This is a genomic window from Pedococcus sp. NPDC057267, assembly GCF_042668795.1.
In the GTDB taxonomy this organism is placed as follows: domain Bacteria; phylum Actinomycetota; class Actinomycetes; order Actinomycetales; family Dermatophilaceae; genus Pedococcus.
This window is the reverse complement of the sequence record NZ_JBHUYG010000069.1, coordinates 1-22,926: the sequence shown is the minus strand read 5'-3', so window position 1 is coordinate 22,926 and position 22,926 is coordinate 1. Positions and strand designations below refer to the sequence as shown.

Annotated in this window: 21 protein-coding genes; 7 read left to right on the top strand and 14 right to left on the bottom strand. The window is 74.6% G+C overall.

The features are described from left to right. Nucleotides 1-123: 123 nt before the first annotated feature. Nucleotides 124-1,167 (top strand): hypothetical protein, encoded by a 1,044-nt coding sequence (locus tag ACFUC1_RS14515; RefSeq protein ID WP_379120955.1) that lies wholly within the window; start codon nt 124-126, stop codon nt 1,165-1,167. After that, nucleotides 1,164-2,501 carry an ABC1 kinase family protein gene (locus tag ACFUC1_RS14510; RefSeq protein WP_379120953.1) on the top strand — a complete coding sequence of 446 codons (1,338 nt, stop codon included), beginning with the start codon at nt 1,164-1,166 and terminating at the stop codon, nt 2,499-2,501. The genes ACFUC1_RS14515 and ACFUC1_RS14510 overlap by 4 nt, the downstream gene beginning before the upstream one ends. 6 nt (nt 2,502-2,507) lie before the next feature. On the opposite strand, the gene ACFUC1_RS14505 is transcribed toward ACFUC1_RS14510, so the two are convergent. The 8 genes from ACFUC1_RS14505 to ACFUC1_RS14470 all read right to left on the bottom strand — a co-directional run bounded on the left by ACFUC1_RS14505 (nt 2,508) and on the right by ACFUC1_RS14470 (nt 9,058). Then, nucleotides 2,508-2,696 (bottom strand): hypothetical protein, encoded by a 189-nt coding sequence (locus ACFUC1_RS14505; protein ID WP_379120951.1) that lies wholly within the window; start codon nt 2,694-2,696, stop codon nt 2,508-2,510. Then, a complete protein-coding gene (locus ACFUC1_RS14500; protein WP_379120949.1) occupies nt 2,693-3,280 on the bottom strand; it encodes an HhH-GPD-type base excision DNA repair protein in 588 nt (195 codons plus the stop codon). The genes ACFUC1_RS14505 and ACFUC1_RS14500 overlap by 4 nt, the downstream gene beginning before the upstream one ends. Nucleotides 3,281-3,334: 54 nt before the next feature. Next, complete coding sequence (locus ACFUC1_RS14495) at nt 3,335-3,886, bottom strand: hypothetical protein (RefSeq protein ID WP_379120946.1); 552 nt, start codon at nt 3,884-3,886, stop codon at nt 3,335-3,337. Nucleotides 3,887-4,001: 115 nt separating this feature from the next. Continuing rightward, nucleotides 4,002-5,522 carry an alkaline phosphatase family protein gene (locus ACFUC1_RS14490; RefSeq protein ID WP_379120944.1) on the bottom strand — a complete coding sequence of 507 codons (1,521 nt, stop codon included), beginning with the start codon at nt 5,520-5,522 and terminating at the stop codon, nt 4,002-4,004. A 146-nt stretch (nt 5,523-5,668) separates the two neighbouring features. Beyond that, nucleotides 5,669-5,800: a hypothetical protein gene (locus ACFUC1_RS14485; protein ID WP_379120942.1), complete on the bottom strand. Its 132-nt coding sequence runs from the start codon at nt 5,798-5,800 to the stop codon at nt 5,669-5,671. A gap of 167 nt (nt 5,801-5,967) precedes the next feature. Then, nucleotides 5,968-6,255: a WhiB family transcriptional regulator gene (locus ACFUC1_RS14480; RefSeq protein ID WP_379120940.1), complete on the bottom strand. Its 288-nt coding sequence runs from the start codon at nt 6,253-6,255 to the stop codon at nt 5,968-5,970. A gap of 248 nt (nt 6,256-6,503) precedes the next feature. Further along, nucleotides 6,504-6,740: a hypothetical protein gene (locus ACFUC1_RS14475; RefSeq protein WP_379120938.1), complete on the bottom strand. Its 237-nt coding sequence runs from the start codon at nt 6,738-6,740 to the stop codon at nt 6,504-6,506. A gap of 149 nt (nt 6,741-6,889) precedes the next feature. Beyond that, nucleotides 6,890-9,058, bottom strand: coding sequence for an ATP-dependent DNA helicase UvrD2 (locus tag ACFUC1_RS14470; protein ID WP_379120935.1), 2,169 nt, complete (start codon nt 9,056-9,058; stop codon nt 6,890-6,892). Between the two features lie 237 nt (nt 9,059-9,295). On the opposite strand from ACFUC1_RS14470, the gene ACFUC1_RS14465 reads away from it, so the two are divergent. After that, the gene (locus tag ACFUC1_RS14465; protein ID WP_379120933.1) at nt 9,296-9,559 is read left to right on the top strand and encodes a mycoredoxin; all 264 of its coding nucleotides are present in this window, start codon (nt 9,296-9,298) and stop codon (nt 9,557-9,559) included. Nucleotides 9,560-9,679: 120 nt separating this feature from the next. Here ACFUC1_RS14465 and nudC read toward each other — a convergent pair whose 3' ends face one another. Beyond that, on the bottom strand, nt 9,680-10,633 hold the full coding sequence (gene nudC / locus ACFUC1_RS14460; protein WP_379120931.1) for an NAD(+) diphosphatase: 954 nt from the start codon (nt 10,631-10,633) through the stop codon (nt 9,680-9,682). A 41-nt stretch (nt 10,634-10,674) separates the two neighbouring features. On the opposite strand from nudC, the gene ACFUC1_RS14455 reads away from it, so the two are divergent. Beyond that, nucleotides 10,675-12,297 carry a phosphotransferase gene (locus ACFUC1_RS14455; protein ID WP_379120929.1) on the top strand — a complete coding sequence of 541 codons (1,623 nt, stop codon included), beginning with the start codon at nt 10,675-10,677 and terminating at the stop codon, nt 12,295-12,297. A gap of 43 nt (nt 12,298-12,340) precedes the next feature. Here ACFUC1_RS14455 and ACFUC1_RS14450 read toward each other — a convergent pair whose 3' ends face one another. From ACFUC1_RS14450 to moeB, 5 genes are all read right to left on the bottom strand, one after another. Then, the gene (locus ACFUC1_RS14450; protein WP_379120927.1) at nt 12,341-12,808 is read right to left on the bottom strand and encodes a hypothetical protein; all 468 of its coding nucleotides are present in this window, start codon (nt 12,806-12,808) and stop codon (nt 12,341-12,343) included. A 70-nt stretch (nt 12,809-12,878) separates the two neighbouring features. Further along, nucleotides 12,879-16,400: an ATP-dependent helicase gene (locus tag ACFUC1_RS14445; RefSeq protein WP_379120925.1), complete on the bottom strand. Its 3,522-nt coding sequence runs from the start codon at nt 16,398-16,400 to the stop codon at nt 12,879-12,881. Then, nucleotides 16,397-19,534, bottom strand: coding sequence for an ATP-dependent helicase (locus ACFUC1_RS14440; protein ID WP_379120923.1), 3,138 nt, complete (start codon nt 19,532-19,534; stop codon nt 16,397-16,399). The genes ACFUC1_RS14445 and ACFUC1_RS14440 overlap by 4 nt, the downstream gene beginning before the upstream one ends. Nucleotides 19,535-19,706: 172 nt before the next feature. Beyond that, nucleotides 19,707-20,042 (bottom strand): MGMT family protein, encoded by a 336-nt coding sequence (locus ACFUC1_RS14435; RefSeq protein WP_379120921.1) that lies wholly within the window; start codon nt 20,040-20,042, stop codon nt 19,707-19,709. A gap of 5 nt (nt 20,043-20,047) precedes the next feature. Next, a complete protein-coding gene (gene moeB, locus ACFUC1_RS14430) occupies nt 20,048-21,310 on the bottom strand; it encodes a molybdopterin-synthase adenylyltransferase MoeB (protein ID WP_379120919.1) in 1,263 nt (420 codons plus the stop codon). A gap of 190 nt (nt 21,311-21,500) precedes the next feature. Here moeB and ACFUC1_RS14425 point away from each other — a divergent pair, with 190 nt between their 5' ends. From ACFUC1_RS14425 to ACFUC1_RS14415, 3 genes are all read left to right on the top strand, one after another. Continuing rightward, nucleotides 21,501-22,145 (top strand): TetR/AcrR family transcriptional regulator, encoded by a 645-nt coding sequence (locus tag ACFUC1_RS14425; protein WP_379120917.1) that lies wholly within the window; start codon nt 21,501-21,503, stop codon nt 22,143-22,145. 122 nt (nt 22,146-22,267) lie between these two features. Further along, a complete protein-coding gene (locus ACFUC1_RS14420) occupies nt 22,268-22,492 on the top strand; it encodes a DUF3107 domain-containing protein (protein WP_379120914.1) in 225 nt (74 codons plus the stop codon). A 114-nt stretch (nt 22,493-22,606) separates the two neighbouring features. Further along, complete coding sequence (locus tag ACFUC1_RS14415; RefSeq protein WP_379120912.1) at nt 22,607-22,885, top strand: GlsB/YeaQ/YmgE family stress response membrane protein; 279 nt, start codon at nt 22,607-22,609, stop codon at nt 22,883-22,885. The last annotated feature ends 41 nt before the right edge of the window (nt 22,886-22,926 follow it).

Here is a 22,926-nt window from a genome sequence, read left to right as displayed (position 1 = left end):
GACCCGACCAGCTGGTCGGGTCCGCCCCTTGCTGCGTCCCGGTCGGGACGGGTCCACGGGGCGCCCCGGACGGGGCTGTGGACGACCGGGGAGGGCCGGCCCCGTTGTGCCAGATTGGCTGGCATGACCGACCGCCCGCTCCCCAAGCTGCTCGGACCGCTGCTGCGCCGGGGACCGGGCCAGGTGCAGGTCGGCGTCGAGCCCGGCAGGTCCGTCGTCCTCGACGGGCTCGGCGAGGACGAGGTACAGGCCCTGGCGGCGCTCGACGGCACCCAGGCGGTGCCACGCGCCCTCACCTCGCCGGCCGGCGCCCGCGTGCTGCGGGTGCTCGCCGACCGGGGACTCCTGGCGGTGGCCGCAGGCCCGCTCGGGCTGCCGCCCACCCAGCGGGCCCTGCTCGACGACGACGTCCAGGCCCTGCTGCGCCTCACCAGCCCACCCGAGGGCGCGTATGCCGTGGCCGGCGCCAGGCGGGAGGCCCACGTGCTCGTGGCGGGCCGGGGCGCGGTGCCCGACGCCGTGGCCGGCACGCTGCGCCGGGCCGGGGTGGGCCGCGTGGAGGTCGGGTCGGCGGCCGCCGACGCCTGGGAGGCTGCGGACCTCGCCCGGGGTCCGGCGGCGGAGCCGTCGGCGCCCCCGCGCCGAGGCCCGTCCCTGGTGGTGCTGGCCGCCCGGCACGCCCTCGACCCCCGTGCCGCCCGGCCGTGGGTCCGGCGGGCCGTCCCCGTCCTGCCGGTCCTCCTGGGGACGACCGAGGCGGTGGTGGGGCCCCTCGTCGACCCGGCGGGCTCGCCGTCCGGGCCGTGCCTCGCCTGCCTCGACCTGGCCCGCACCGACCTCGACCCCGCCTGGCCCCGCCTGCTCGAGCAGCTCACCCGTCCCACCGTCGGCGCCGGCGCCGAGGTCGGCGGCGAGGCCAGCCTCGTGGCCATGGCCGCCGCCATGACGGCCATGGTCGGCCTCGGGGTGCTCGACGGGCGGCGGCTGCCCCCCGGCCGCTCGCTCGAGGTGGGGCTGCCGTGGCCGGGGGTGCGCCAGCGGTACTGGACGGCGCACCCACGGTGCACCGCCGGCCACGCCGGCGACGCGGGGGAAGGGGCCGTCGACGACACGACCGCGCGCCCGGTCGGCGGACCGGAGCCTCCTCAGGTGAGAATGGCTGGGTGAACGAGCTCCCCCGCCGTGCGGTCAGCCGCACCGCCCGACTGGCCAGCCTGCCCCTGGGCTTCGCAGGACGCACCGCCGTGGGCCTCGGCAAGCGGGTGGGGGGCAAGCCGGCCGAGCTCGTCGCGGCCGAGCTGCAGGCCCGGACGGCGGAGCAGCTGTTCCGCGTGCTCGGCGAGCTCAAGGGCGGCGCGCTCAAGTTCGGGCAGGCGATGTCCGTCATGGAGGCGGCCATGCCCGAGGAGCTGGCCGGCCCGTACCGCAGCACGCTCACGAAGCTGCAGGAGGCCGCTCCCCCGCTGCCCGCCGCGACGGTCCACAAGGTCCTCGCCGAGGAGCTGGGCCCCCGCTGGCGCACGTCCAAGTTCCAGTCCTTCGACGACGTCCCGGCGGCGGCCGCCTCGATCGGGCAGGTGCACCGGGCGGTCTGGCGCGACGGGCGCCCCGTCGCCGTCAAGATCCAGTACCCCGGCGCCGGGGCCGCCCTGCTCTCCGACCTCAACCAGCTCGCCCGGGTGGCACGCCTCGCCGGTGGGTGGATCCCCGGCATGGACATCAAGCCGATCACCGACGAGCTCAAGTCCCGGATGACCGAGGAGCTCGACTACAACCTCGAGGCCGGCAACCAGCGCAAGTTCGCCCGCACCTTCCGCGACGACCCGCACTTCGCCGTGCCCGACGTCCTCGTCAACAGCGAGCACGTCATCGTCTCGGAGTGGATGGACGGCACCCCTCTGTCGCGGATCGTCGAGTCCGGCACGAAGGAGGAGCGCGACGCGGCGAGCGCCCGCTACATGGAGTTCCTGCTCGTCGGCCCGGCCCGGGCGGGGCTGCTGCACGCCGACCCGCACCCCGGCAACTTCCGGCTGCTCCCGGACGGCCGGCTGGGGGTCATCGACTACGGCGCGGTCAACCGGCTGCCGAACGGCCTGCCGCAGGAGATGGGGCGGCTGGTGTCGGCGGCGCTGTCGGGGCAGGCGGACGAGCTCGAGGCGGGGCTGCGCTCCGAGGGCTTCATCAAGCCCACGATGAACATCGACGCCGAGGCCCTGCTGGAGTACCTCGGGCCGTTCATCGAGCCCCTCAAGCACGAGTCCTTCACCTTCAGCCGGCCCTGGCTGCGCTCGGTGGCCGCCCACGTCAACGACGTGCGCCGACCCGAGTTCCTCGTCGGCATGAAGCTGAACCTGCCGCCGTCCTACCTGCTCATCCACCGGGTCTGGCTCGGCGGCATCGGGGTGCTCTGCCAGCTGAACGGCACCGTGCCGGCCCGCGAGATCGTCATCGACCACATGCCGGGGATGCGGCTGCGGCACCTGCCGCCGCCGGTCGACTGACCGCCGTCACCACCAGGCGGAGTCGAGCTTGCCCTCGATGCTGCGCAGGTGGCGCCGGCTGCACTGGTCGCAGGTCCAGACCTCCCGGCCGTTCTCCGTCCCGCGCGACCACGTCAACCGGGCGACGGCCTCGTCCTGCGGGGTGGCGCCGCAGGTCGCACACGTGACGGGTGCCGGGCCGGTGGCCTCGCTCACGAGCCCGCCGCCTTGGCCGCCTTCGCCTGCGCCTTGGCCGCCTGCTTGAACTGGCGCACCTTCTGCAGCGACTCCGCGTCGACGACGTCGGCCACCGAGCGGTAGGAGCCGTCCTCGGCATACGGCCCGACCGCCTCCTGCCAGCCCGCCGGGCGCACGTCGAGCTGCTTGCCGACCAGGGCCGCGAAGATCCGCGCCTTCTGGTCGCCGAAGCCGGGCAGGGCGCGCAGCCGCACGAGCAGGTCCTGCGCGTCGGCAGCCTCGGTCCAGATGCGCCGGGCGTCACCGCCGTACTCGTCCCGCACGACCGCGGCGAGCTGCTGCACCCGGCCGGCCATCGACCGGCCGTACCTGTGGATGGCGGGCGGGGTGGAGCACAGGTCGGCGAAGGCCTCCGGCTCGGCCTCGGCGATGGTCGCGGGGTCCAACGTGCCGAAACGGCTGCGGATCTTCCACGGGCCGCGGAACGCGTGCTCCATCGGGTACTGCTGGTCCAGCAGCATGCCGACGAGCAGGGCGAACGGGTCCTCGCTCAGCACCTCGTCGGCGGCGTCGTCCTGGGCGATGCGGATCTGGGGAGCCATGGACCCAAGCATGCCGTCCCGGACGACCCCGCCGACAGTGGCCTCAGCGAGGTGTCACTCGCCGTAGCGGATGATCGTCCGGTTGGTGCCCCTGAGCAGGGTGGCGAACTGCAGCTGGTCGGCACTGAGCGCCGTCCCGTCCAGGACGCCGGTCGCCGTCGCAGTGCGGTCCAGGCCGCTCCCGTGGATGTTGACGCTGAAGCCGGGCCGCGCGTAGTGCTCGTTGTAGACGTCCCTGCCCAGTGGCCCGGTCGCCGTCCACGTCGCCTGCACGTCGACCGTGGTGTCGGTGCACCCGCTCTCCTCCCCCGCCACCGACAGGTCGCAGGTCACGGCCGGGAGGTCGGTCCCCTGCGCGCTCGCCGCGGTGAGCTTGAGCGTGTCGATGGTGAACGTGAACCCCGACGCCACGTCGACCCGGGTCATCCGGCCTCCGGTGAACTCGCCCTGCGCGTCCATGTTCGCCGCGACGTGCTCGACGTAGAGCCTGGAGCCCTGGGTCTCCTGCACCACCGATAGGTAGGTGGCGGCGAACGTCGTCGGCGACGTCATCCCCTCCCAGTCCGCGTCCGCCACGTAGCCGTGCGAGGTCTGCACCTTGATCATGGTCGGTGACCCCGCTGCCGGCGCGGCGACCGCCCTCGTCGGAACTCCAGGCGTACCGCGGGGGTGTGCGCGTGGCGCAGGGCCGAAGGGCCCGGGAGGCTCCGGCGGCTCGGCGTCAGAGCAGGTAGACGAACCCGGGGCCCTCGTCGCGGTAGGCGATGCCGAGTGCGTCGAGCGCCGGGCGCCATGAGCCGGTCACCGACGGGTCCGAGCCCTCGAAGCCGTGGTCGGCGGTCAGCACGAAGGTGACCTCGTCGAGCACGCCCAGTCCCTCGAGGTGGTCGAGGAACGCCACGAGCCGGGCGTCGGACTGCTCGAGCGCGTGCCGCGCCATGGCCGACCGCGGGCCACCGCCGTGGTGGCCGGCATCGGTGACCGTGTTGGCCCACCACGTGAGCGTCGGCGCGCTGTCTGCGTCGCCCCAGAGCTCGAGCACCTGCTGCAGGCCCAGGTCGTCGACCTGCACCGCCCAGCGGAAGTAGTCGTCGGTGAGGTGCGCGGGGTCGCGCAGGTATGCCGACTCCGCCGGCTCGGGCAGCGCGCCCTCGCTCGCCCTCGTGGCGGCCTCGAACCCGCCCACGGCCCGCAGCAGGGCCATGGTGCCGTAGTCCGCTCCCCGGTCGATCGCCTCGTCGATGCTGGCCGTGCGCGGCGAATCTCCCTGCGGCACATGGTCGTTCACCATCTCGAACACCGTGCGGACCCCGGGCCGCAGCCACTCGGCTGACCGGTGCCACGTCTCGGCGTCGTTGGGTACGACCTGTTGGCCGGTCGCGCGGTCGTAGTAGACGTTGCCGAGCACACCGTGCCGGCCGGGGCCGACGCCGGTCAGGATCGAGGTGTGGTTGGTGAGGGTCACGCTGGGGAACTCGGCGACGGCGCCTCCGCGCAGCGCGACCCCCCGCTCGACCAGGCGCGCGACTCCGGGGAGCCGCCCCGCCTCGGCCATCGCCAGCAGCTCGCCGCAGTGCGCGCCGTCCCACAGGATGCCGACCACCCGGCGCCGTCCCCCCACTCGTACGTCCTCGCCCGGGCCGCCGGCGCCGCCGACCGGCGCCGCGAGGTCGAGGTGCTCGAGCAGCGGTCGGCCCTCGAGCGGCCGACCGACACCGTCGCGCAGGTCCGACTCGGGCACCCCGGAGAGCAGCGCCAGCGTGGGGCCCACGTCGACGAGACGCGCGTGCTCGTCCACGTAGCCGCGCCGCCGGACACCCGCGCCCGACAGCAGCAACGGCGCGCGTGACTGCACGACGTCGAGCGACCCGTGCTCACCCACGTGGCCGCCCTCGTCGGGGAAGAAGTGCCTCGGCGTGTGCACGACGGCCACGTCGGGTGAGCGCTCGGCGTCGGCGAACAGCGACAGGATGCGCTGCGCGGCATACGGGTAGGCGTTGTCGGTCGACACCGCCGGGCTCGGGCAGCGCAGCTCGTGCTCGTACGGCAGGAACGCCATGGGGTCCTCGCTCGCGACCGGGTCGGTGCCGCGCAGCACCTCGTGGCGCCCGTCCGCGTGCAGGCGGACGGCGCCGAGCGCGTTGGCCGCATGGGCCGTTCCGTCCTCGACCCACAGGACCAGGTCGACCACGGGCGCCAGCTCGGGCACGCAGAGGGCTTGGACGACGGCGTCACGTGACATGCCGCGACCCTAGGTCAGTCGCGGTGAGCCGACGTGCCGAACCACCGGCGCCCCGTCAGCGGGTCGGGCCACCTCGACGGGTGCTCGGGACCCCGGACGCACGACAGCCCCGGAGGACTGCTCCTCCGGGGCTGTCGGTCGCGCGGTCACCGGGCCAGCATGCGAGGCAGCGCGTGCAGCATCTCCTGCTGCGCGCGGGCCTCGAGCCGGCGCTGGTACTCCCGCTGCCGTCGCGAGCGATGCGCTCGGGCGAGGTCGGCGTACAAGGCCTGGAACATGGCTGTTCTCCTGGTTTCGTGAAGCTGGGTGGAGGAGTGCGGGGAGCCGGCCGGCTGCCACGCGGGGTCGGCGCCCCCCGGCACCGACCCCGCGGGCGCCCCCTCGGGCACCCCCGCGTGCGGGGCTCCGTCGACGGACGGACCGTGGTCGATGGTGCGGACGAGGATCATGCGGCGACCGGGTTCTTCCTCGGGCGACCGCGCGGACGCTTGCGGGCGACGATGGCTCCCTGGACGAAGAGCTCACCGCCCCACACGCCCCACGGCTCGGACCGGTCGAGCGCGCCGGCGAGGCACGCGGTGACCGCCGGGCACGTACGGCACAGCGACTTGGCGAACTCGACGTCGGCCGGGCTCTCGGCGAACCACATCTCGGCGTCGTTCTCTCGACACGGGATGCCTTCGCCTGCCGTCGCGGCCTGCTCGTTCAGGTCGTGAAGTGCGCTCAACTGCATCGGGTGTCACCTCCCCTTCTCGTCCCCGCCACGGTGGTGGCGGCATCTTCGGTGTTCGTCCCGGTCGGCTGGTCCCCGGTGGAGGGCCGACCACTTCTGTTCGGAGTGATGGTCTTTGGTGTCGTGCTGGTCAACTGGTGGTACTTCTTCCTGACTAGTCGAGCGGAAGAAATCTGTCGGGCAAACAGAAAGGCCGCGGATCCCGGTATCGGGTTCCGCGGCCTTGGAGAGACCTGCTGGCGAGCTGCCTAGACAGGTGGCTCCCCGAAGGGGCGGAACACGAAGTCGTTGCGGGTGATGCCGGCACCGAGACCGTCGACGTAGAACGTCGGGGCCGGGGCATCCGTGATCACGACGGACGCGGACACAGCAGTCCCCTGGACCCAGCCCTGGGCGCCTGCGAGGAGGACTCGGCCGGCCTCGGGGCACACGGAACGGACGCGGGACATGTGGGTCGCGTCGATCGTCATCGTGGTCTTCTCCATGGGGCCAGCCTCCTTCGTCTGTTCCGTCGGTCCCCAGCCCGTCGCGTGCGACGGCTGGGCTGTGCGTCCCCCAAGAGTAGGGGAACGCTCCGGAGGGCGGCAACGCATTTTCCGCGATTTCCGGAACTTTCCTGCAAGTTTTACGTCTGTTAGTCGGATTCCTTTGTGGCAGAACGCATTTCGAGAACCTGGTCGACCTCGGCGCCACCCATGAGGGCCAGGACCTGTTCGCCGTACATGCCGAGCTTGCGCACCCCGACACCGGAGATCTGCGCCAGCTCCCCCTCGGTGCCGGGCTCGCGCTCGGCGATCGCCGTCAGCGTGGCGTCCGTGAAGACGACGTATGCCGGCACGCTGGCCTCCTTGGCGACCGCCAGCCGCCAGGCGCGCAGCTTCTCGAAGGTGCCCTCGGCATACGTCGGGGGGCAGTCGTCGCAGCGACCGGTGGTGCGCTGCCCCGCGGTGGTGAGCTCGGTGCCGCAGGAACGGCAGTGCACGGGCAACGCCGGGCGCGACGGCTTGCCCGACCGTCGGCCGCCGACGGAGGCCTTCGACCTCGGCTGCGAGCGCGCGCCCTCGCCGAGGACGGCCGCGGTGCCGTCGAGGAACCGCGACGGGCGACGGCTGGCGCGGGCGCCCGGGGTGCGGGCGCCGGACCAGGAGATGCGCAGCTCGCGCCGGGCGCGGGTGACCCCGACGTACAGGAGCCTGCGCTCCTCCTCGATGGCCTCGGGCGTCTCGGCCATCGTGATCGGCAGGTAGCCGTCCGAGCAGCCGACGAGGAAGACGACGTCCCACTCCAGGCCCTTGGCGGCGTGCAGCGACGCCAAGGTCACGCCCTGGACCGCGGGCGCGTGCTGGGCTGCCGCCCGCTCTTCGAGCTCGCGCACGAAGTCGGGCAGCCGGGCCTCCGGGGTCGCGGCGACGAGGTCGTCGGCGAGCGTTGCCAGCGCGGCCAGGGACTCCCAGCGCTCCCGCTGGGCGCCCCCGGCCGTCGGCGCCTCACGGCTCCACCCGGCCCCGACGAGCACGTCGCGGACGAGGTCGGGCAGCGGGGTCGACCCGTCGTCGGACCGCGCCGCCCCCCGCATCAGCAGCACGGCGTCGCGCACCTCGCGGCGGGCGAAGAACCGCTCGCCGCCACGCACGAGGTAGGGGACGTCCTGCTCGGCGAGGGCCGCCTCGAACGCCTCGGACTGGCCGTTCGTGCGGAACAGCACCGCGATCTGGGACGCGGGCACACCGGCCGCGATCCGCTGGGCGATCTCGGCTGCGACGGCGGCGGCCTCGGCCGGGTCGTCGGGGTGGGCGGTCAGGGAGGGCGCTGGACCGGCCGGCGACTGCGCCTGCAGGGTCACGGCGTTGCTGCGCATGGCGCCGGAGGGGCCGCGCACGACGAGGTTCGCGAGCTCGACGACCTGGGGGGTGGAGCGGTAGTTGCGCACGAGCCGGACGACCCGGGCCTCCGGGTGGGTGACCGGGAAGCCGAGGAGGTGCTGCGGGCTCGCCCCGGTGAAGGAGTAGATCGTCTGGGCCGGGTCGCCGACCACGCACAGGTCGGTGCGCTCCCCCACCCACAGGTCGAGCAGTCGCTGCTGGAGCGCGTTGACGTCCTGGTACTCGTCGACGACGAAGTGGCGGTACTGCTGGCGCACCGTGCGCGCGATGTCGTCCCGCTCGTCCAGGATGCCGACCGTGAGGAGCAGGACGTCCTCGAAGTCGATGACCCCGCGGGCGGTCTTGACCTGCTCGTACGCCTCGATCAGGCGCGCCATCGCGGTCGCGTCGAGACCGGGGGGCTCGCGGCGAGCGGCCCGGGCGCCGGCGGCATACGTCTCCGGCGTCAGCATCGAGACCTTGGCCCACTCGATCTCGGCGGCGAGGTCGCGCACGGCGGTGCGGTCGCGGGCCAGGTCGAGGCGCAGCGAGGCGGCGGCCTGGGCGACGGCGGCGGCCTTCTGGCTCATCACCTCGGGTGCGGCGCCGCCGATGGCCTGCGGCCAGAAGTAGTGCAGCTGGCGCAGGGCCGCGGCGTGGAAGGTCCGGGCCTGGACGCCGCCCACGCCGAGGTCCCGCAGGCGGGTGCGCATCTCCCCCGCGGCCCGGGCGGTGAAGGTGACGGCCAGGACGCGCTGTGGCTGGTAGGCGCCGGAGTGGGCGCCGTAGGCGATGCGGTGCGTGATCGCGCGGGTCTTGCCGGTGCCGGCGCCGGCGAGGACGCACATCGGGCCCAGCGGGTTGGCGGCCACCTCGCGCTGCTCGGGGTCGAGGGCGGCGAGCACATCGTCCGGGGTGGGGGGTGTGGGCTGGCTGGGCATCGCCACGATCCTAGGGGCGGCCCCCGACGCCGGGGCCGGGCCGTCCCCAACCGCCCCCGGCGCCCCGAGCCCTCCAGCGCCGTCCCGAGCCGTCCGTGGCCCTGCCGGGTGGCCGGGGCGGGTCGCCGGGGTCACAGCGCGTGGTCGCCGGGGTCACAGCGCGTGACGGAACAACCGGCGGCCTCGTTGGGTTGGCAGACCTGAAGACCCCCCGCACCACGAAGGAAACGACACCACATGAGCACCCCCAAGGCCCCGGCCCCCGGTTCCGTGACGATGTTCAGCACCTCCTGGTGCGGCTACTGCAACCGCCTCAAGGCGCAGATGGGCCGCGAGGGCATCCCGTTCACCGAGGTGAACATCGAGGAGGAGCCCGAGGCCGTGGCCTTCGTCATGGACGTCAACAACGGGAACCAGACCGTCCCGACCCTGCTCTTCCCGGACGGCTCGGCGGCGACCAACCCCAGCATCAACGAGGTCAAGAAGCGCCTCGCCTCCTGACGGAGGCCTGGCGCTCGACCGGCCGGTCCCTGGTGGGGCCGGCCGTTCGCGTGCCCGGCACCGCGCCGGCGGACGCCTCGTCGGCGTCCCGGCCCGCGACCTCCTCGCCGGTGGGGACGGTCAGCGGACCCCGGCGATCTCGTGGCCCAGCCAGTGCTCGACCAGCCGGCGCGAGATGGACAGCCGGGACGAGACCGCGAGCGAGCCGTCGGCCACCCCGGCGCGGACCTCGTCGCGGGTGAACCACCGTGCGTCGGCGATCTCGCTCTCCTGCAGGCGCAGGGCCCCGCTGTCGGCCCGCGCGGTGAACCCCACCATCAGCGAGGTGGGGAACGGCCACGGCTGGTCACCGAGGTACCGCACGTCGACGACCTCGAGGCCGACCTCCTCGCGCACCTCCCGGGCCACCGCCTGCGCCAGGCTCTCACCCGGCTCGAGGAAGCCGGCCAGCACCGAGTAGCGGCCGGTCCCCCAGCCGGCGCCCTGCGCCATGAGCAGCCGGTCCTGCTCGTCGACGACGGACATGATGACGGCGACGTCGGTGCGCGGGTAGTGCTCGCTGCCCTCGCTGGTGCACCGCCGGACCCAGCCGGACTGCTGGGGCTCGGTCGGCGCCCCGCACCGCGCGCAGTGGCCGTGGGCCCGGTGCCAGTTGGCCAGGGCCAGCAGGGTGGCGAACATGCCCGCCTCGAGGTCGTCGAGGTCCGCCGCGACGTGCCGCAGCGTCACGAGCCCGTCGGCGCCACCGCCCGTCAGCGGACCCGAGCCGCCGGCCCCGTCCTCGTGTGGCAGCGGGTCGCCCACGACACCGACGTGCATGACGTCCCGTACGTCGGCCCCGAGGAAGACCGCCAGCCCCTCGCCGTCGGACGCCTCCGGGGACCGCAGGCGCAGCCGCGCGCCGTCGGGCCCCTCGTCCGCCGCGACCCGGTCGCCCCGCAGCTCGAGCACCCGGGTGTCCGGGTCGGCGAGCAGGCGTCCGAGCAGGTGGCGGTCGGAGCGCAGCTCGGCCCGGCGGTCGAGACCGGACCCGGCCAGGGTGACATTCGCAAGAGTTTCAGCAGGTCGGCCCACGCCTCCACCCTAGGCGTGCCACCACGGCATACGGTGACGGTGTGGACCGCAGCCCCCTGTTCCTCGCTGCGCTCGCCAGCGCGGCCGTACCCGGCCTCGACCCCGCCAGCGTCGAGGCCGTGCCCGGCGTGCCCGACCAGCAGTACGACGTGGCGTTCGTGCAGGACACCCAGCACCGCCGCTGGGTGGTGCGGGTGCCGCGCAGCCAGGCGGCCGCGGCGCAGATGGAGTCCACGTTCGGCCTGCTCGCCCTGCTGGCCCGCCGCCTGCCTTTCGGGGTGCCCACACCCAAGGGCTTCGCCGCGCTCAAGGAGGGCGGACGCGCCGCCATCTACCCGTACCTGCCGGGACGGCCCATCGACTTCTCCCAGCTGCCCGCAGGCCCCGGCCTCACCGCCGAGCTGGGCCGGGCCATCGCGGCGCTGCACAACGCCGACCACCAGCTGTTCGACGAGGCGGGACTCCCGGCGTACGACGCCGACACCTACCGCACGCGCCGGCTGAGCGAGCTCGACCGGGCAGCCGCCACCGGGCACGTCCCCACCGCCCTGCTGTCGCGCTGGGAGCGCCAGCTCGAGGACGTCACGCTGTGGCGGTTCGCGCCGACGCCCACGCACGGCGACCTCACCGGTGACCAGGTGCTCGTGGTCTTCGACGACGAGCAGGACGCCAGCACGGGCCGGGTCAAGGCCTTCACCGGCTGGGAGGACGCGAAGGTCGCCGACCCGGCCGACGACTTCGCCGCCCTGGTCACGGCCGCCAGCCCCGGCGCGGTCGACTCGCTGCTCGAGGCGTACGCGCACGCCCGGGTGGAGCGGCCGGACCCGCACCTGCTCCAGCGTGCCCGGCTCTCGGGCGAGATGCGGCTGCTCAGCGACCTGATGGGGGCCGTCGCGGCCGGGGACCGCCTGGTCGTGGAGCGGTGCGCCGCCTCGCTGCGCCGGCTCGAGAACCGGCTGCACGCGGAGGAGGAGTCCGCCAACGACTACCGCCGCACCGGGCTTCGACCCGCGCACAGCACCCGCCCCGTGCTCGTGCCGCCGGAACTGTCCGACGAGGACGACGACCTCGAGGACGACGACGTGGAGACGATGTTCGGGGACCGCGCGGACACCGGGCCCGGGCAGGAGGACGACACGGCTGCCCGCGAGCGCGACGAGGACGTGGAGACCGCCGCACCGGCGCGGGTCGAGCACGAGCCGGCTGCCCGCGAGCTGGACGACGACGTGGAGACGATGTTCGGCGACCGGGCTCCCACGGGCGACGCCGCGGCCGAGCGCGAGCTGGACGAGGACGTGGAGACGATGTTCGGCGACGGCGGCGCCCCGGTCGAGCACGGCGGGGAGGCCGACCGGGTCACGGCCGACGACCGGGCCCAGGACGAGGCCATGTTCGGCGACCGGCCGGGTGGGGCGGCCAGCACCCCCGACGAGTTCGGGATCGAGGACGGGCCCACGCTCGGGCCCAAGCCCGGGTCCGAGCCGGATCCGAAGACAGAGCCGGAGCCGGAGCCTGAGCCGGCCGGTTCGGAGGTGCCGCCGCCGAGCTCCGGGGGCGCGGAGGAGACGGCCGAGATCGACGTCAGCCCGCTGCACCGACCGCAGCCCATCGAGGGCGACGACCCGGGCCCGGACTTCGAGCCGGGCTACGACCCACGGGCCTGAGCGGCCAGCAGCACGGCGTCAGGGCGCAGTCTGCCCCGTCGACTCAGCGTCGCCGCGGCAGGGAGTCCGGGGACTCGATCCGGGTCGCCAGCCGCTCGAACCCGCGGCGGATCATCACGCCGTAGGGGTCGTCGCCGAGCGCGCCCAGCGTCCGCGTCCCGGCGTCGAGGTGCCGGCGAGCCAGGTCGACGTCCCCACGGCGCAGGTACCCGTCACCGAGGTTGAGGTGCAGCGACGGGGCGAACCCCGCCGCCGAGGCGATGCCCAGGCCGGCCACGTCCTCGTCACGGACGTGCGGCAGCGAGTCCAGCGCGCGCTCGTCCCACGCGATCTCCGCGTCGAGGTCGTCCTGCAGGTCGGCGAGGTAGTGCGCGACCACACACCGCACCGCGTGCTCGTCAGGAGCCGACTCCCGCCAGCGACGCTCCAGGGTCGCGCGGGCGGACGCACCGTCACCCCGCTGCGCCGCCTCGACCGCCTCGAGGACCGGCTCCCACTCCACCCTCGTCACGCCCGCCACGTCCTTCCTCGTCCCGTCCGGTGCCGCGCCCCGCCGGCGGGGGCACCGCAGCATCCCGCACTCACTCGGGAACCGTGCGGAGCAACGCCAGCAGCTCGTCCTCACCGGGCAGCTCCGGCCACACGGTCTCGCCCGTCCCCGCGTAGTAGAAGGCCGCGTCGACCTCCTCCGGATCCAGCCCGCGCAACCGGGCATAGGCCACCCGGTATGCCGCGAGCTGCAGCGCGCGGGTGCGGGCCACCTCCGCGGTGGGCTTGCGGCCGGTCTTCCAGTCCACGACCGTGAACCCGCCCCCGGCACGCGGGAAGACGGCGTCGATCCGCCCGCGGACCGCGATGCCGTCGAGCACCGTCTCGACCGCGATCTCGATCTCCACCGGCGATCGCCCGGCCCACTCGCTGGCGAGGAACCGCTCCTTCATCTGCGGCAGCTCGGCGTCGTCGGCGGGGTCCTCGTCGGCACTGCCGGGCAGCTCCAGGAGGTCGACCATGGCGGCCCGGGCGTAGTGCTGCTCGATCCAGGCGTGGAACGCCGTGCCGCGGCGGGCTGCCACGGCCGGGGCCTCCGGCATCGGGCGGCGCAGCGAGGTGGCGAAGCGGTCGGGGTCGGAGGCCAGCGCGACGACGGCGGAGGCCGACAGGTGCCGCGGCAGCAGGACCGTGATGTCGCCCCGCTCGGCCAGCCGCCGCCGTTCGGCGAGCAGCAGCTCGACCTCCTCGAGCACCGGGACCCCCTCACCGGGCAGGGGCAGGACGCCCTGCGAGGGCACCTGCGGCTCCGGCGGCGCGCCCGCGGCATACGCCTCGATGGCCTCGCGGACGGCGCCGGCGGCGCGCTCCACCGCTGCCCGGCGCTCCGCGAGGGGGTCTGCCGGCCACTGCACCACCCGTTGCTCCGCCTCGAGCGGGTTCGTCACCGCCTTGGGGTCGTCGGTCGGGGGCATGTCCACCCACGCGAGGCGGCGGACGCCGGGAACGGTGTCGCCCGGGTCCTCGCCGCCCTCGCGCCCGACCACGTCGAGCAGGAAGCGGGACGTCACGCGGGGCGACTTCGCGTCTCCCCACACGTGCGCGCTCAGGAGCATCGCCCGCTTGGCGCGGGTGAACGCGACGTAGGCGAGCCGGCGCTCCTCGCCCATCGCGTGCTCGCCCCCGCGCAGCGCGAAGTCCTCCAGCCTGGCCTCCAGGTCCTTGGTGTCGGTCGCGCCCTCCCAGTCGAGCACCGGCAGACCGCCGCTGTCGCCGCGCAGGGCGTACGGGATGCCGCCGCCGGACAGGCCGCCGGTCCAGCCCTTGTCCTTGGGGGTGCTGCAGGACCACTCGCCGCCCCGGACCGTGCTGACGGTGTACGGGAGGTCCGGGAACGTGCCCTCCACCAGTCCCGGCACGGCCACGGCGTCCCACTCCAGCCCCTTGGCCGCGTGGACGGTGAGCACCTGGACCGCGCCCTCCTTGGGCTCGACGTAGCCCTTGTCGAGCCCGCGCTCCTCGTCCAGGGCCGCCTTGAGCCAGGCGAGGAAGCCGCCGAGGTTGGGCCGGTCGGCGCTGATGGAGAAGTTCGCGGCGACGTCGGCGAAGGCGTCGAGGTGGGCGCGGGCGACGCTGGGGGTGTACCCCGGCCGGGCGAGCACCTCGATGTCGAGCCCGAGGGCGCGCTCGGCCTCGCCGACGAGGTCGGCCAGCGGCAGGGCCGTGAGCCCCCGGAGCCGGCGGATGGTCTGCTGCAGCCCGTGCAGCCGCTCGAGCGCGGTGTCGCCGATCCGGCGGCCGTCCCAGCTCTGCCAGCCGGGCCGGGGCAGGTCGTCGACGGCCTCGACGATGCTCGCCGTGTCGGAGCTGTCGGGCGACTGGTCGCGCACACCGCTCTCGCCGACCGCCTCGGCGTCGCCGTCGCCGAGCTCGGGGGCCTCGCCGTCGGCGGCGTCGGCGTCGGCCGCCTCCTGGTCGGGGCGCCCGTGGCCGAGCCGCACCTCCTGCTGGTGACGCGCCCAGGCCATGAGCCCGTCGAGGTCGGCCGCGCCCAGCCGGCACAGCGGACCGGTGAGCAGGCGCATGAGCTGGTCGCCCCGGGTGGGGTCGTGGACGACGTGCAGCAGGGCGGTGATGTCCTCCACCTCGGGGGTGAGCAGCAGGCCGCCGAGGCCCACGACCTCGTACGGCAGCTCGGCGCGCTCCAGCGCGTCGATGACCGGCGCGAACAGCGACCGCTTGCGGCACAGGACCGCGAACGAGCGCGAGCCGGCGCGCCGCTGCTCGCCGAGCCACTGGGCGACGAGGTCGGCCTCCTCGCGGACCGTCGACACGCGGGCGACGTCGACCCGGCCCGGCCCCGCGTCGGCCCGCGCGTCGAGCGGCTCGACCTGCACGCTGGAGGTGTCGCGCAGCGGGGCCGCGACCCGGTTGGCGACGTCGAGGACGAGCCGGTCGTTGCGCCAGCTCGTGGTGAGGGGTACCCGCGGCACGGGGTCAGGACCGGTGCGGAACGCCTGGCGGAAGGCCGACAGCGTGGTCGCGCTCGCGCCGCGCCAGCCGTAGATCGACTGGTTGGGGTCGCCGACGGCCGTCACCCGGACCGGCTCGCCGGGTGCCGCGAAGAGCGCGCGCAGCAGCTGCAGCTGGGCGTCGGAGGTGTCCTGGAACTCGTCGAGCAGCACCACGCGGTAGCGCTGCCGTTCGATCGCCCCGATGTCGTCGAAGGTCCGGGCCAGCGTCGCCGCGAGCGCCATCTGGTCGGAGAAGTCCATGGCGTCGCGCGACCTCTTCAGCGCGAGGTAGCGCTCGACGATGGGCAGCACGCCGGCCCGCGCCCGCAGGTTGGCCACCAGGTCGCGGCCACCCTTGAGCAGGCCTGCCGCGCGGGTCGACCCCGAGGGCAGCGCGGCGAGTGCCTGCTCCACCCGGGCGATGTATGCCGAGACCTCGGCCGGGGTACGCAGGTGCTCGGCGAGCTCACCGGCGAGGTCGACGACGGCGTTCACGACCGTGGCCTCGGCTCCCGTGACGTCGTCCATCGGTCCGTCGTAGGCCGCGACGACCTCGGCTGCGTACTGCCAGGCAGCAGCCTCGGACAGCAGCCGGGACTCGCTCTCGTACCCGAGCCGCAGGGCGTGCTCGCGCACGAGCCGGCCGGCGTAGGAGTGGTACGTCGAGACGGTGGGGGTGCCCCCGAGCACCTCCGCCCCCGTCTCGTCGTCGGTGTCGGGCGGAGTCCACACGCCCTTGGCCTGCAGCTGGCGCAGCCGCAGGCCGATGCGCTCGGCCAGCTCGGTCGCGGCCTTGCGGGTGAAGGTCAGCCCCAGGACCTGGTCGGGGTCGACGTACCCGTTGGCGACGAGGTAGACGACCCGGCTGGTCATCGTCTCGGTCTTGCCCGAGCCGGCTCCGGCGACGACGAGCAGGGGCTGGTCCGGCGGGGCCTCGATCACCGCGGCCTGCTGGCTCGTCGGCCGCGGCAGGCCGAGCGCGTCGGCGAGCGACACCGCGGTGTGCGGTGGGTGCCCTGCCGCGCCGGAGGGCGACGCCTCCCGGCTCGCGAGGCGTCCGGACCCGGCGAGCAGGTCCGTCGTGCTGCCCGGGCCGCTCACAGCACCCTCCCCTCGGGCTGCGCCGGGCACGACGCCTTGACGGCGCAGAGCTTGCACTGCTCGCCGACCTGCGCGAGGAAGATGCCGGCGGCCATGCCCTCGGCAGTCTCGGCCACGAGCCGGCCCGCCCACTGCGGGTCCTCGGCCTCGGAGAGGGGGCCCTGCGGCTGCTCCTGGTAGCTCTTGCCGGCGGCCTTGCCGATCTGCAGCAGGGCCGCGCCGGCCGACCGCTCCCCCTCGCCGAAGGCGCCGTGCTCCACGGCCAGCTGGTAGACGCCCAGCTGCGGGTGGGTCGCGAGGTCGTCGGCCTTGGGCTTGCTGCTGCCGGTCTTGTAGTCGACCACGCGCAGGCCGTCCGGGCCGCGCTCGAGCCGGTCCACGCGACCACTCACGACCGCCCGCCCCAGCGTCACCTTCATCGACACCTCGGCGCCGACCTTGGTCCAGCCCTTCCCCTGCGCCTGCGCGAAGTAGCCGGCGAGGCGGTTGACCATCTCGTGCGCCTCGCCGCGCCGGCGGTCCGAGACCCAGCCCCGCGGCATACCGAGCCGGGCCCACCGCGCGTCGACCTCCGCCGCGAGGGTGGCGGCGTCGACGTCGCCGAGCTCGGCGGCGATGTCGTGCACGAGGGTGCCGATGTCGGCAGCGCCCACCCGCGGGCCGTCGCCTCCCACCGAGCTGAGCAGCCACCGCAGGCCGCACTGGCCGAACGACTCGACCTTGCTCGGCGAGACCCGCACCTCCTGCTCGACCTCCCGCAGGGGCCGCTCGTCGCTGATCGAGCGCAGGACCCACCACTGCGACGGGTCCGCCCCCGGGACCCCCGCGTCGGCGAGCCGGGCTAGCGCCGCGACAGCGGTCCGCCGGTCGCGGGGCTGACCGTCGACCAGCTGGCGCCGGAGCTCGCCGACGAGCGTCGGCAGGGTCATCGTGCGCGCCACGTCCGTGAAGGGGCGGTCGCCGAGGCGCTCCACGGTGTCGGGGTCCACGACGTCGAGGTAGACCGACGGCTGCTCGTCCTCGCTGCGGACGGCGGTCACCACGACCCGCTCGGTGGCGCGTGTGAGGGCCACCAGGAAGAGGCGGGTCTCGTCGTAGCGCACGGCGGCCTGGGCCGCGCGGAAGCCGGGGTCGCGGCCGGAGACGACGTCGACCAGCTGCTCGGAGCCGAGCAGCGAGCCGCGCAGCCGCAGGTCCGGCCACACGCCCTCCTGCACCCCGGCCACGACCACGAGGCGCCACTCGCTGCCCGCGGCTGCCTGCGGCGTCGTCACCACGACGGCCTCGTCCGACGGCGAGCGCGCGACCAGGGTGTCGCCCGGGATGTCCTGGCTCTCGATGTGGGTGAGGAACTCCGCGGGCCCGGCCAGCGGCAGGCGGTCGCTGAAGCGCGCGGCGGCGTCGAACAGCCCGACGACGGCGTCGAGGTCACGGTCGGCCCGGGCGGCAGCCGGCCCCTTGCCGAGGGCGGCCGCCCGCCACTCCTGCCCGAGGCGCACCGAGGACCACATCGCCCACAGCACGGTCTCGGCGGTGACCCCGTGCTCCCACCGACGCCCGGGCTCGGTGCCCGGCCGGGCGGCGTCGAGCCCGGCGCGGAGCATGGTCGCCACCCGGCGGGCGGGGTTGGCCTCGATGCCGAGGTCCTGCAGGGCACCCGGGGACACCAGCGCCTCGGCCAGCAGCTCGTCGCTCGTGCGTCCCCCACCGGCGGCCAGCTCCTCGCGCCGCAGGGCCCGGCGCAGCCGACGCAGGCTCACCGCGTCGGCGCCACCGAGCGGCGACAGCAGCAGGTCGACGGCGACCTGCGGGGCCACGACGTCGGCCTCGCCCTGCGCGAGCTCCAGCACGACGCGCAGCAGCATGACGAGGGGGCGCACGGCCACCTCGTCGCGCACGGGCAGGTCGGTCGCACTGCCCGCGACGGGGACCCCGGCGGCCATGAGCACCCGCCGCAGCGTCGCGGTGCGGCCCTGCCCCCGGACGACGACCGCCATCTGCGACCAGGGCATCCCGTCACGCAGGTGCGCCTCACGGAGCTCGCCCGCCACGAGGCTCGCCTCCTGGCTGACGGCCCGCAGGAGCCGGACGTCCACGGTCCCGCCCGGCCGGCCGGGGGCCGCGTGGCGCTGCGCGCCACCGCCGAGCGCACCGATCTTGGGCGCGACCCGGGCGGCGGCCGCGTGGACGGCCGCGGGCAGGCGGTGGGCCGTGGGCAGGACGAGGGTGGGTCCGTCGCCCAGGCTGCGCCACCGGTCGGCGAGGAAGCGCGGGTCCGCGCCACGGAAGGTCTGCACGGCGGTGTCCGGGTCGCCCAGCAGCACGAGGTCGATGCCCGGGGCCAGGACCGTGCGCAGCAGCCGGACGGCCGCGGCGGTGAGCTCCTGGGCGTCGTCGACGACGACGAGCCGCAGCCCGTCGCGGACGCGCGCCATCGCCTCCGGCTCCTCCTCGAGCAGGTCGGCGGCCGACCCGAGGATCCACGCCGGGTCGTACGCACCGGGCGCCGACAGGGCCGTCACCTCGTCGTACTCCTCGAGCACGTCCGCCGCGGCGACCCACTCGGGTCGGTCGTGCTGCTCCCCCAGCCGGCGCAGGTCCGGCGGCTCGAGGTCGTGCTCGACGGCGCGCATGAGCAGGTCGCGCAGCTCGGCGCGGAAACCCTTGGTGGGCAACGCCTCCCGCACCCGCTCCGGCCACTGCGGCCCGGGGGTCTCGCCGGACGCGTGGCCCGCCAGGAGCTCGCGCAGGATGACGTCCTGCTCGGGGCCGCTGAGCAGTCTCGGAGCCGGGTCGCCGCGCAGGGCCGCCGCCTGGCGCAGGATGCCGAACCCGAACGCCTGGTGGGTCCGGGCCAGCGGCTCGGTCGAGGTGCGCCCGAGACGGGCGGTGACGCGCTGGCGCAGCTCGCCCGCGGCCACGCGCGAGGAGGTCAGCAGGAGGCACTGGTCGGGGGCGAGGGCGTCACGCTCCACCCGGCCGACGACGACCTCGACCGCGGTGGTCGTCTTGCCGGTGCCGGGTCCGCCGAGCACGCGCAGCACGCTGCCCCGGTGGTCGACGACCGCCTGCTGCACCTCGTCGAGGACAGGCGGGTCGACCACGAGGCCCGGGGCGCGTCGCAGCTTCAGCACGCCCTCATCCCATCACCGACGGCCGACACCCCGGAACCGACACGCCTCGCCCCTCGGGACGCTCGTCTGTGCACAGACGAGCGTCCCTCTGCGCACGGATCTGCTCTGCGCGCACTGGGACGCAGGTGTGTGAGCAGACGAGCGGGCTGCGAGGCGGGAACACACCCCCGCCTCACGAGCCCGGGCCCTCCCACCGGCCGCGGGCCATGTCCACCCGGCGGCCGAGCGCCCCGCCGACCAGCGGGGTCGACTCCTCGCGCCACCGGGCGACCGCCTCGTCCTCGAGCCTCTGCGGCGGGTACCCGCCGGACCGGATCACCCGCCACCACGGGACGTCCGAGCCGTAACGGGCCATCACCGACCCGACACCGCGCGCACCTCCGCGCCCGAGGATCTCGGCCAGGTCGCCGTACGTCGCCACCTTGCCCTCGGGGATCTGGTCCACCAGGTCGAGCACGTCGTCGGCGAACTCGCTCGGCAGCCCGAAGTCCTTCTCCTGCGTCACCACGGCCGTCAGTAGACCGGCAGGCTCGGGTCGACGTCACGCACCCACGCCAGGACACCGCCGCTGAGGCTCGCGACGTCGGCGCGCCCCGACGCGGCGAGCAGGCCGGCCGCCTCGGCCGAGCGCACGCCGGACTTGCACATCACCACGACCGGCACGCCCTCGGGCAGCTCGTCCGCCGCCACCCCGTCACGGAACCGGTCGAGGTGCAGCGCCCGCGCCCCCGGGATCGACACGACCTCCCGCTCGCCCGGCTCGCGCACGTCGACCAGCTCGAACTCCCGGTCGCCCCGGTCCCGCTCCTTCAGCATCCGGGCCAGCTCGGTCGCCGAGACCTCCCCGTATGCCGCGGCCGCGGCACTCGCTCCCCCGGCACCCGTGCCGTCGGCCCCCGTGCCCGCGCCCGCGCCGTGGCCGGCCGCGGCATACGGGTGCGACGGCGCCGGCACCGCGCAGAACTGCTCGTAGTCCACGAGCCCAGTGACCGTCGGCCGCTCCCCGCAGACCGGGCAGCCCGGGTCGGCGCGCACGGTGAGCGTGTCCCAGGTCTGGCGCAGCGAGTCGTGCACGAGCAGGCGGCCGACCAGCGGCTCGCCCCCGCCGGTGATGAGCTTGACCGCCTCGGCCACCTGGACCGACCCGATCGACGCGCACAGGACGCCGAGCACGCCGCCCGTGGCGCACGACGGCACGGCGTCCGGCGGCGGCGGGTCCGGGAAGACGCAGCGGTAGCAGGGGCCGACACCGGCGAACCACACCGAGACCTGCCCGTCGAACCGGTAGATCGAGCCCCACACGTGCGGCAGGCCGAGCAGGACGCAGGCGTCGTTGACGAGGTAGCGGGTCGGGAAGTTGTCGGCGCCGTCGAGCACGACGTCGTAGTCGGCCAGGATCTCCAGCGCGTTGGCGGAGTCGAGCCGCACGTCGTGCCGGACGACGTTCACGAGCGGGTTCACCGACGCCACGGTCTCCGCCGCGGACTCGGTCTTGGGGCGCCCGACGTCGGCCACGCCGTGCACGACCTGGCGCTGGAGGTTCGAGGCGTCGACGACGTCGTCGTCGACCACGCCGATCGTGCCCACCCCCGCCGCGGCGAGGTAGAGCAGGGCCGGGGAACCCAGGCCGCCGGCGCCGACGACGAGCACGCGGGCGTTGGCGAGCCGGCGCTGGCCCTCGAGGCCGATCTGTGGCAGCAGGATGTGCCGCGCGTAGCGGGCCTTCTGCTCGGCCGTCAGCTCCGGACCGGGCGACACCAGCGGGGGGATGCCCATGTCCCGACAGTACCCGCGACCGGCGACGCCACCGCCCCTCCTCCACGGCGCCACCGCCGCTCCCCTACGGCGCCGCCGCCCCTCCCCCACGGCGCCACCGCCGCCGCACACGGCGACGCGGCGGTTACCCGTGCGTACGATGTGCACGACCCCGCAGCCCGACTGCGACACCTCGACGTGAGAGGCCCGAATGTCGCTCAGCGCAGACCAGCGCGCCGGCACCCGCCAGCCCGGACAGCGCCTGCCCCGTTCCGCCCGCCGCGCCCAGCTGCTCGAGGCGGCGCAGGCGGCCTTCGTCGAGTCCGGCTACCACGCTGCCGCGATGGACGACATCGCCGACCGGGCCGGCGTCTCCAAGCCGGTGCTCTACCAGCACTTCCCCGGCAAGCTCGAGCTCTACCTGGCGCTGCTGGACAAGCACTCCGAGGCCCTCGAGCAGCTCGTCCGCCAGGCGCTGGCGTCGACGCACGACAACAAGGAGCGCGTCTACGCCTCGATCGCGGCCTACTTCGACTTCGTGTCGCGCGACGGCGCGGCCTTCCGGCTGATCTTCGAGTCCGACCTCACCAACGAGTCCGCGGTCCGCAACCGGCTCGACGCCGTCGGCCTGGTCTGCGCCGAGGCCGTCGCCGAGGTGATCGCCGAGGACACCGGCCTCAACGAGGAGGACGCCTCCCTGCTCGGCATGGCCCTCACCGGCCTGGCCCAGGTGTCCGCCCGCCACTGGCTCGCCCAGGGCAGCGACGTCCCCAAGGACGAGGCCGCCCGGCTCGTCGGGTCGCTCGCCTGGCGGGGGCTCGGGTCCTTCCCGAAGGTCGACGCCGAGACGCCCTGAGCGAACACGCCTCCCGCGGCGCCGTGCCGGGGAAGGTTCCGCCCGCGACGGCCGTTAGGTTGGGCAGCAGCACGATGCGCCCGTATGCCGGGTGCCCACCGTTTCGAGAGAGAGGACCTCACGTGGAGGTCAAGATCGGCGTCCAGAACGTCGCCCGCGAGATCACCTTCGAGACCGACGCGAGCGCGGACGAGGTCGTCAAGGCCGTCACCGCCGCCATCGAGGACGGCACCCCGCTCACGCTCACCGGCGAGAAGGGCCGGCAGGTCCTCGTCCCCGCAGGTGTCCTCGGCTACGTCCAGATCGGCGAGTCCGAGCGCCGCGGCGTGGGGTTCGGCAACATCTGAGCCCGACCTGGCTGACGTGCGAGGTCGCACCATCCGTGGTCGAGTTGTCGGTGTCAGGGTCGATTCCCGACCCCTCACCGATCTCGGGTTCCACCCGGGGGAGAAGGAGTAACGATGATCGGGACAATCATCGGCGCCATCATCGCGGGCCTCATCATCGGCGCGCTGGCCCGCCTGGTGCTGCCCGGCAAGCAGAACATCTCCGTCCTCATGACCATCATCCTGGGGATCCTGGGCTCGCTGGTCGGTTCCTGGCTGGTCTACCAGCTGGGCTACAGCAACTCCAACGGCGGGTTCAAGATCATCCCGTTCCTCGCGGGCATCGTCCTCGCGGCGATCTTCATCGTCATCTACGAGCGGATGACCGGGCGCCGGGGCACCACGCACGTCTGACCCACTGGTGCCAGAAGGGCCCGGTCCACGCGGACCGGGCC

Excerpts from the sequence above, each read along its gene's own strand:
- ACFUC1_RS14515 (WP_379120955.1), top strand. The coding sequence starts at position 124 with ATGACCGACCGCCCGCTCCCCAAGCTGCTCGGACCGCTGCTGCGCCGG.
- ACFUC1_RS14415 (WP_379120912.1), top strand. The coding sequence starts at position 22,607 with ATGATCGGGACAATCATCGGCGCCATCATCGCGGGCCTCATCATCGGC.
- ACFUC1_RS14495 (WP_379120946.1), bottom strand. The coding sequence starts at position 3,886 with ATGATCAAGGTGCAGACCTCGCACGGCTACGTGGCGGACGCGGACTGG.
- ACFUC1_RS14490 (WP_379120944.1), bottom strand. The coding sequence starts at position 5,522 with ATGTCACGTGACGCCGTCGTCCAAGCCCTCTGCGTGCCCGAGCTGGCG.
- ACFUC1_RS14470 (WP_379120935.1), bottom strand. The coding sequence starts at position 9,058 with ATGCCCAGCCAGCCCACACCCCCCACCCCGGACGATGTGCTCGCCGCC.
- moeB (WP_379120919.1), bottom strand. The coding sequence starts at position 21,310 with ATGGGCATCCCCCCGCTGGTGTCGCCCGGTCCGGAGCTGACGGCCGAG.
- ACFUC1_RS14480 (WP_379120940.1), bottom strand. The coding sequence starts at position 6,255 with ATGCAGTTGAGCGCACTTCACGACCTGAACGAGCAGGCCGCGACGGCA.
- ACFUC1_RS14500 (WP_379120949.1), bottom strand. The coding sequence starts at position 3,280 with ATGGCTCCCCAGATCCGCATCGCCCAGGACGACGCCGCCGACGAGGTG.
- ACFUC1_RS14485 (WP_379120942.1), bottom strand. The coding sequence starts at position 5,800 with ATGTTCCAGGCCTTGTACGCCGACCTCGCCCGAGCGCATCGCTCGCGA.
- ACFUC1_RS14425 (WP_379120917.1), top strand. The coding sequence starts at position 21,501 with ATGTCGCTCAGCGCAGACCAGCGCGCCGGCACCCGCCAGCCCGGACAG.
- ACFUC1_RS14475 (WP_379120938.1), bottom strand. The coding sequence starts at position 6,740 with ATGGAGAAGACCACGATGACGATCGACGCGACCCACATGTCCCGCGTC.
- ACFUC1_RS14465 (WP_379120933.1), top strand. The coding sequence starts at position 9,296 with ATGAGCACCCCCAAGGCCCCGGCCCCCGGTTCCGTGACGATGTTCAGC.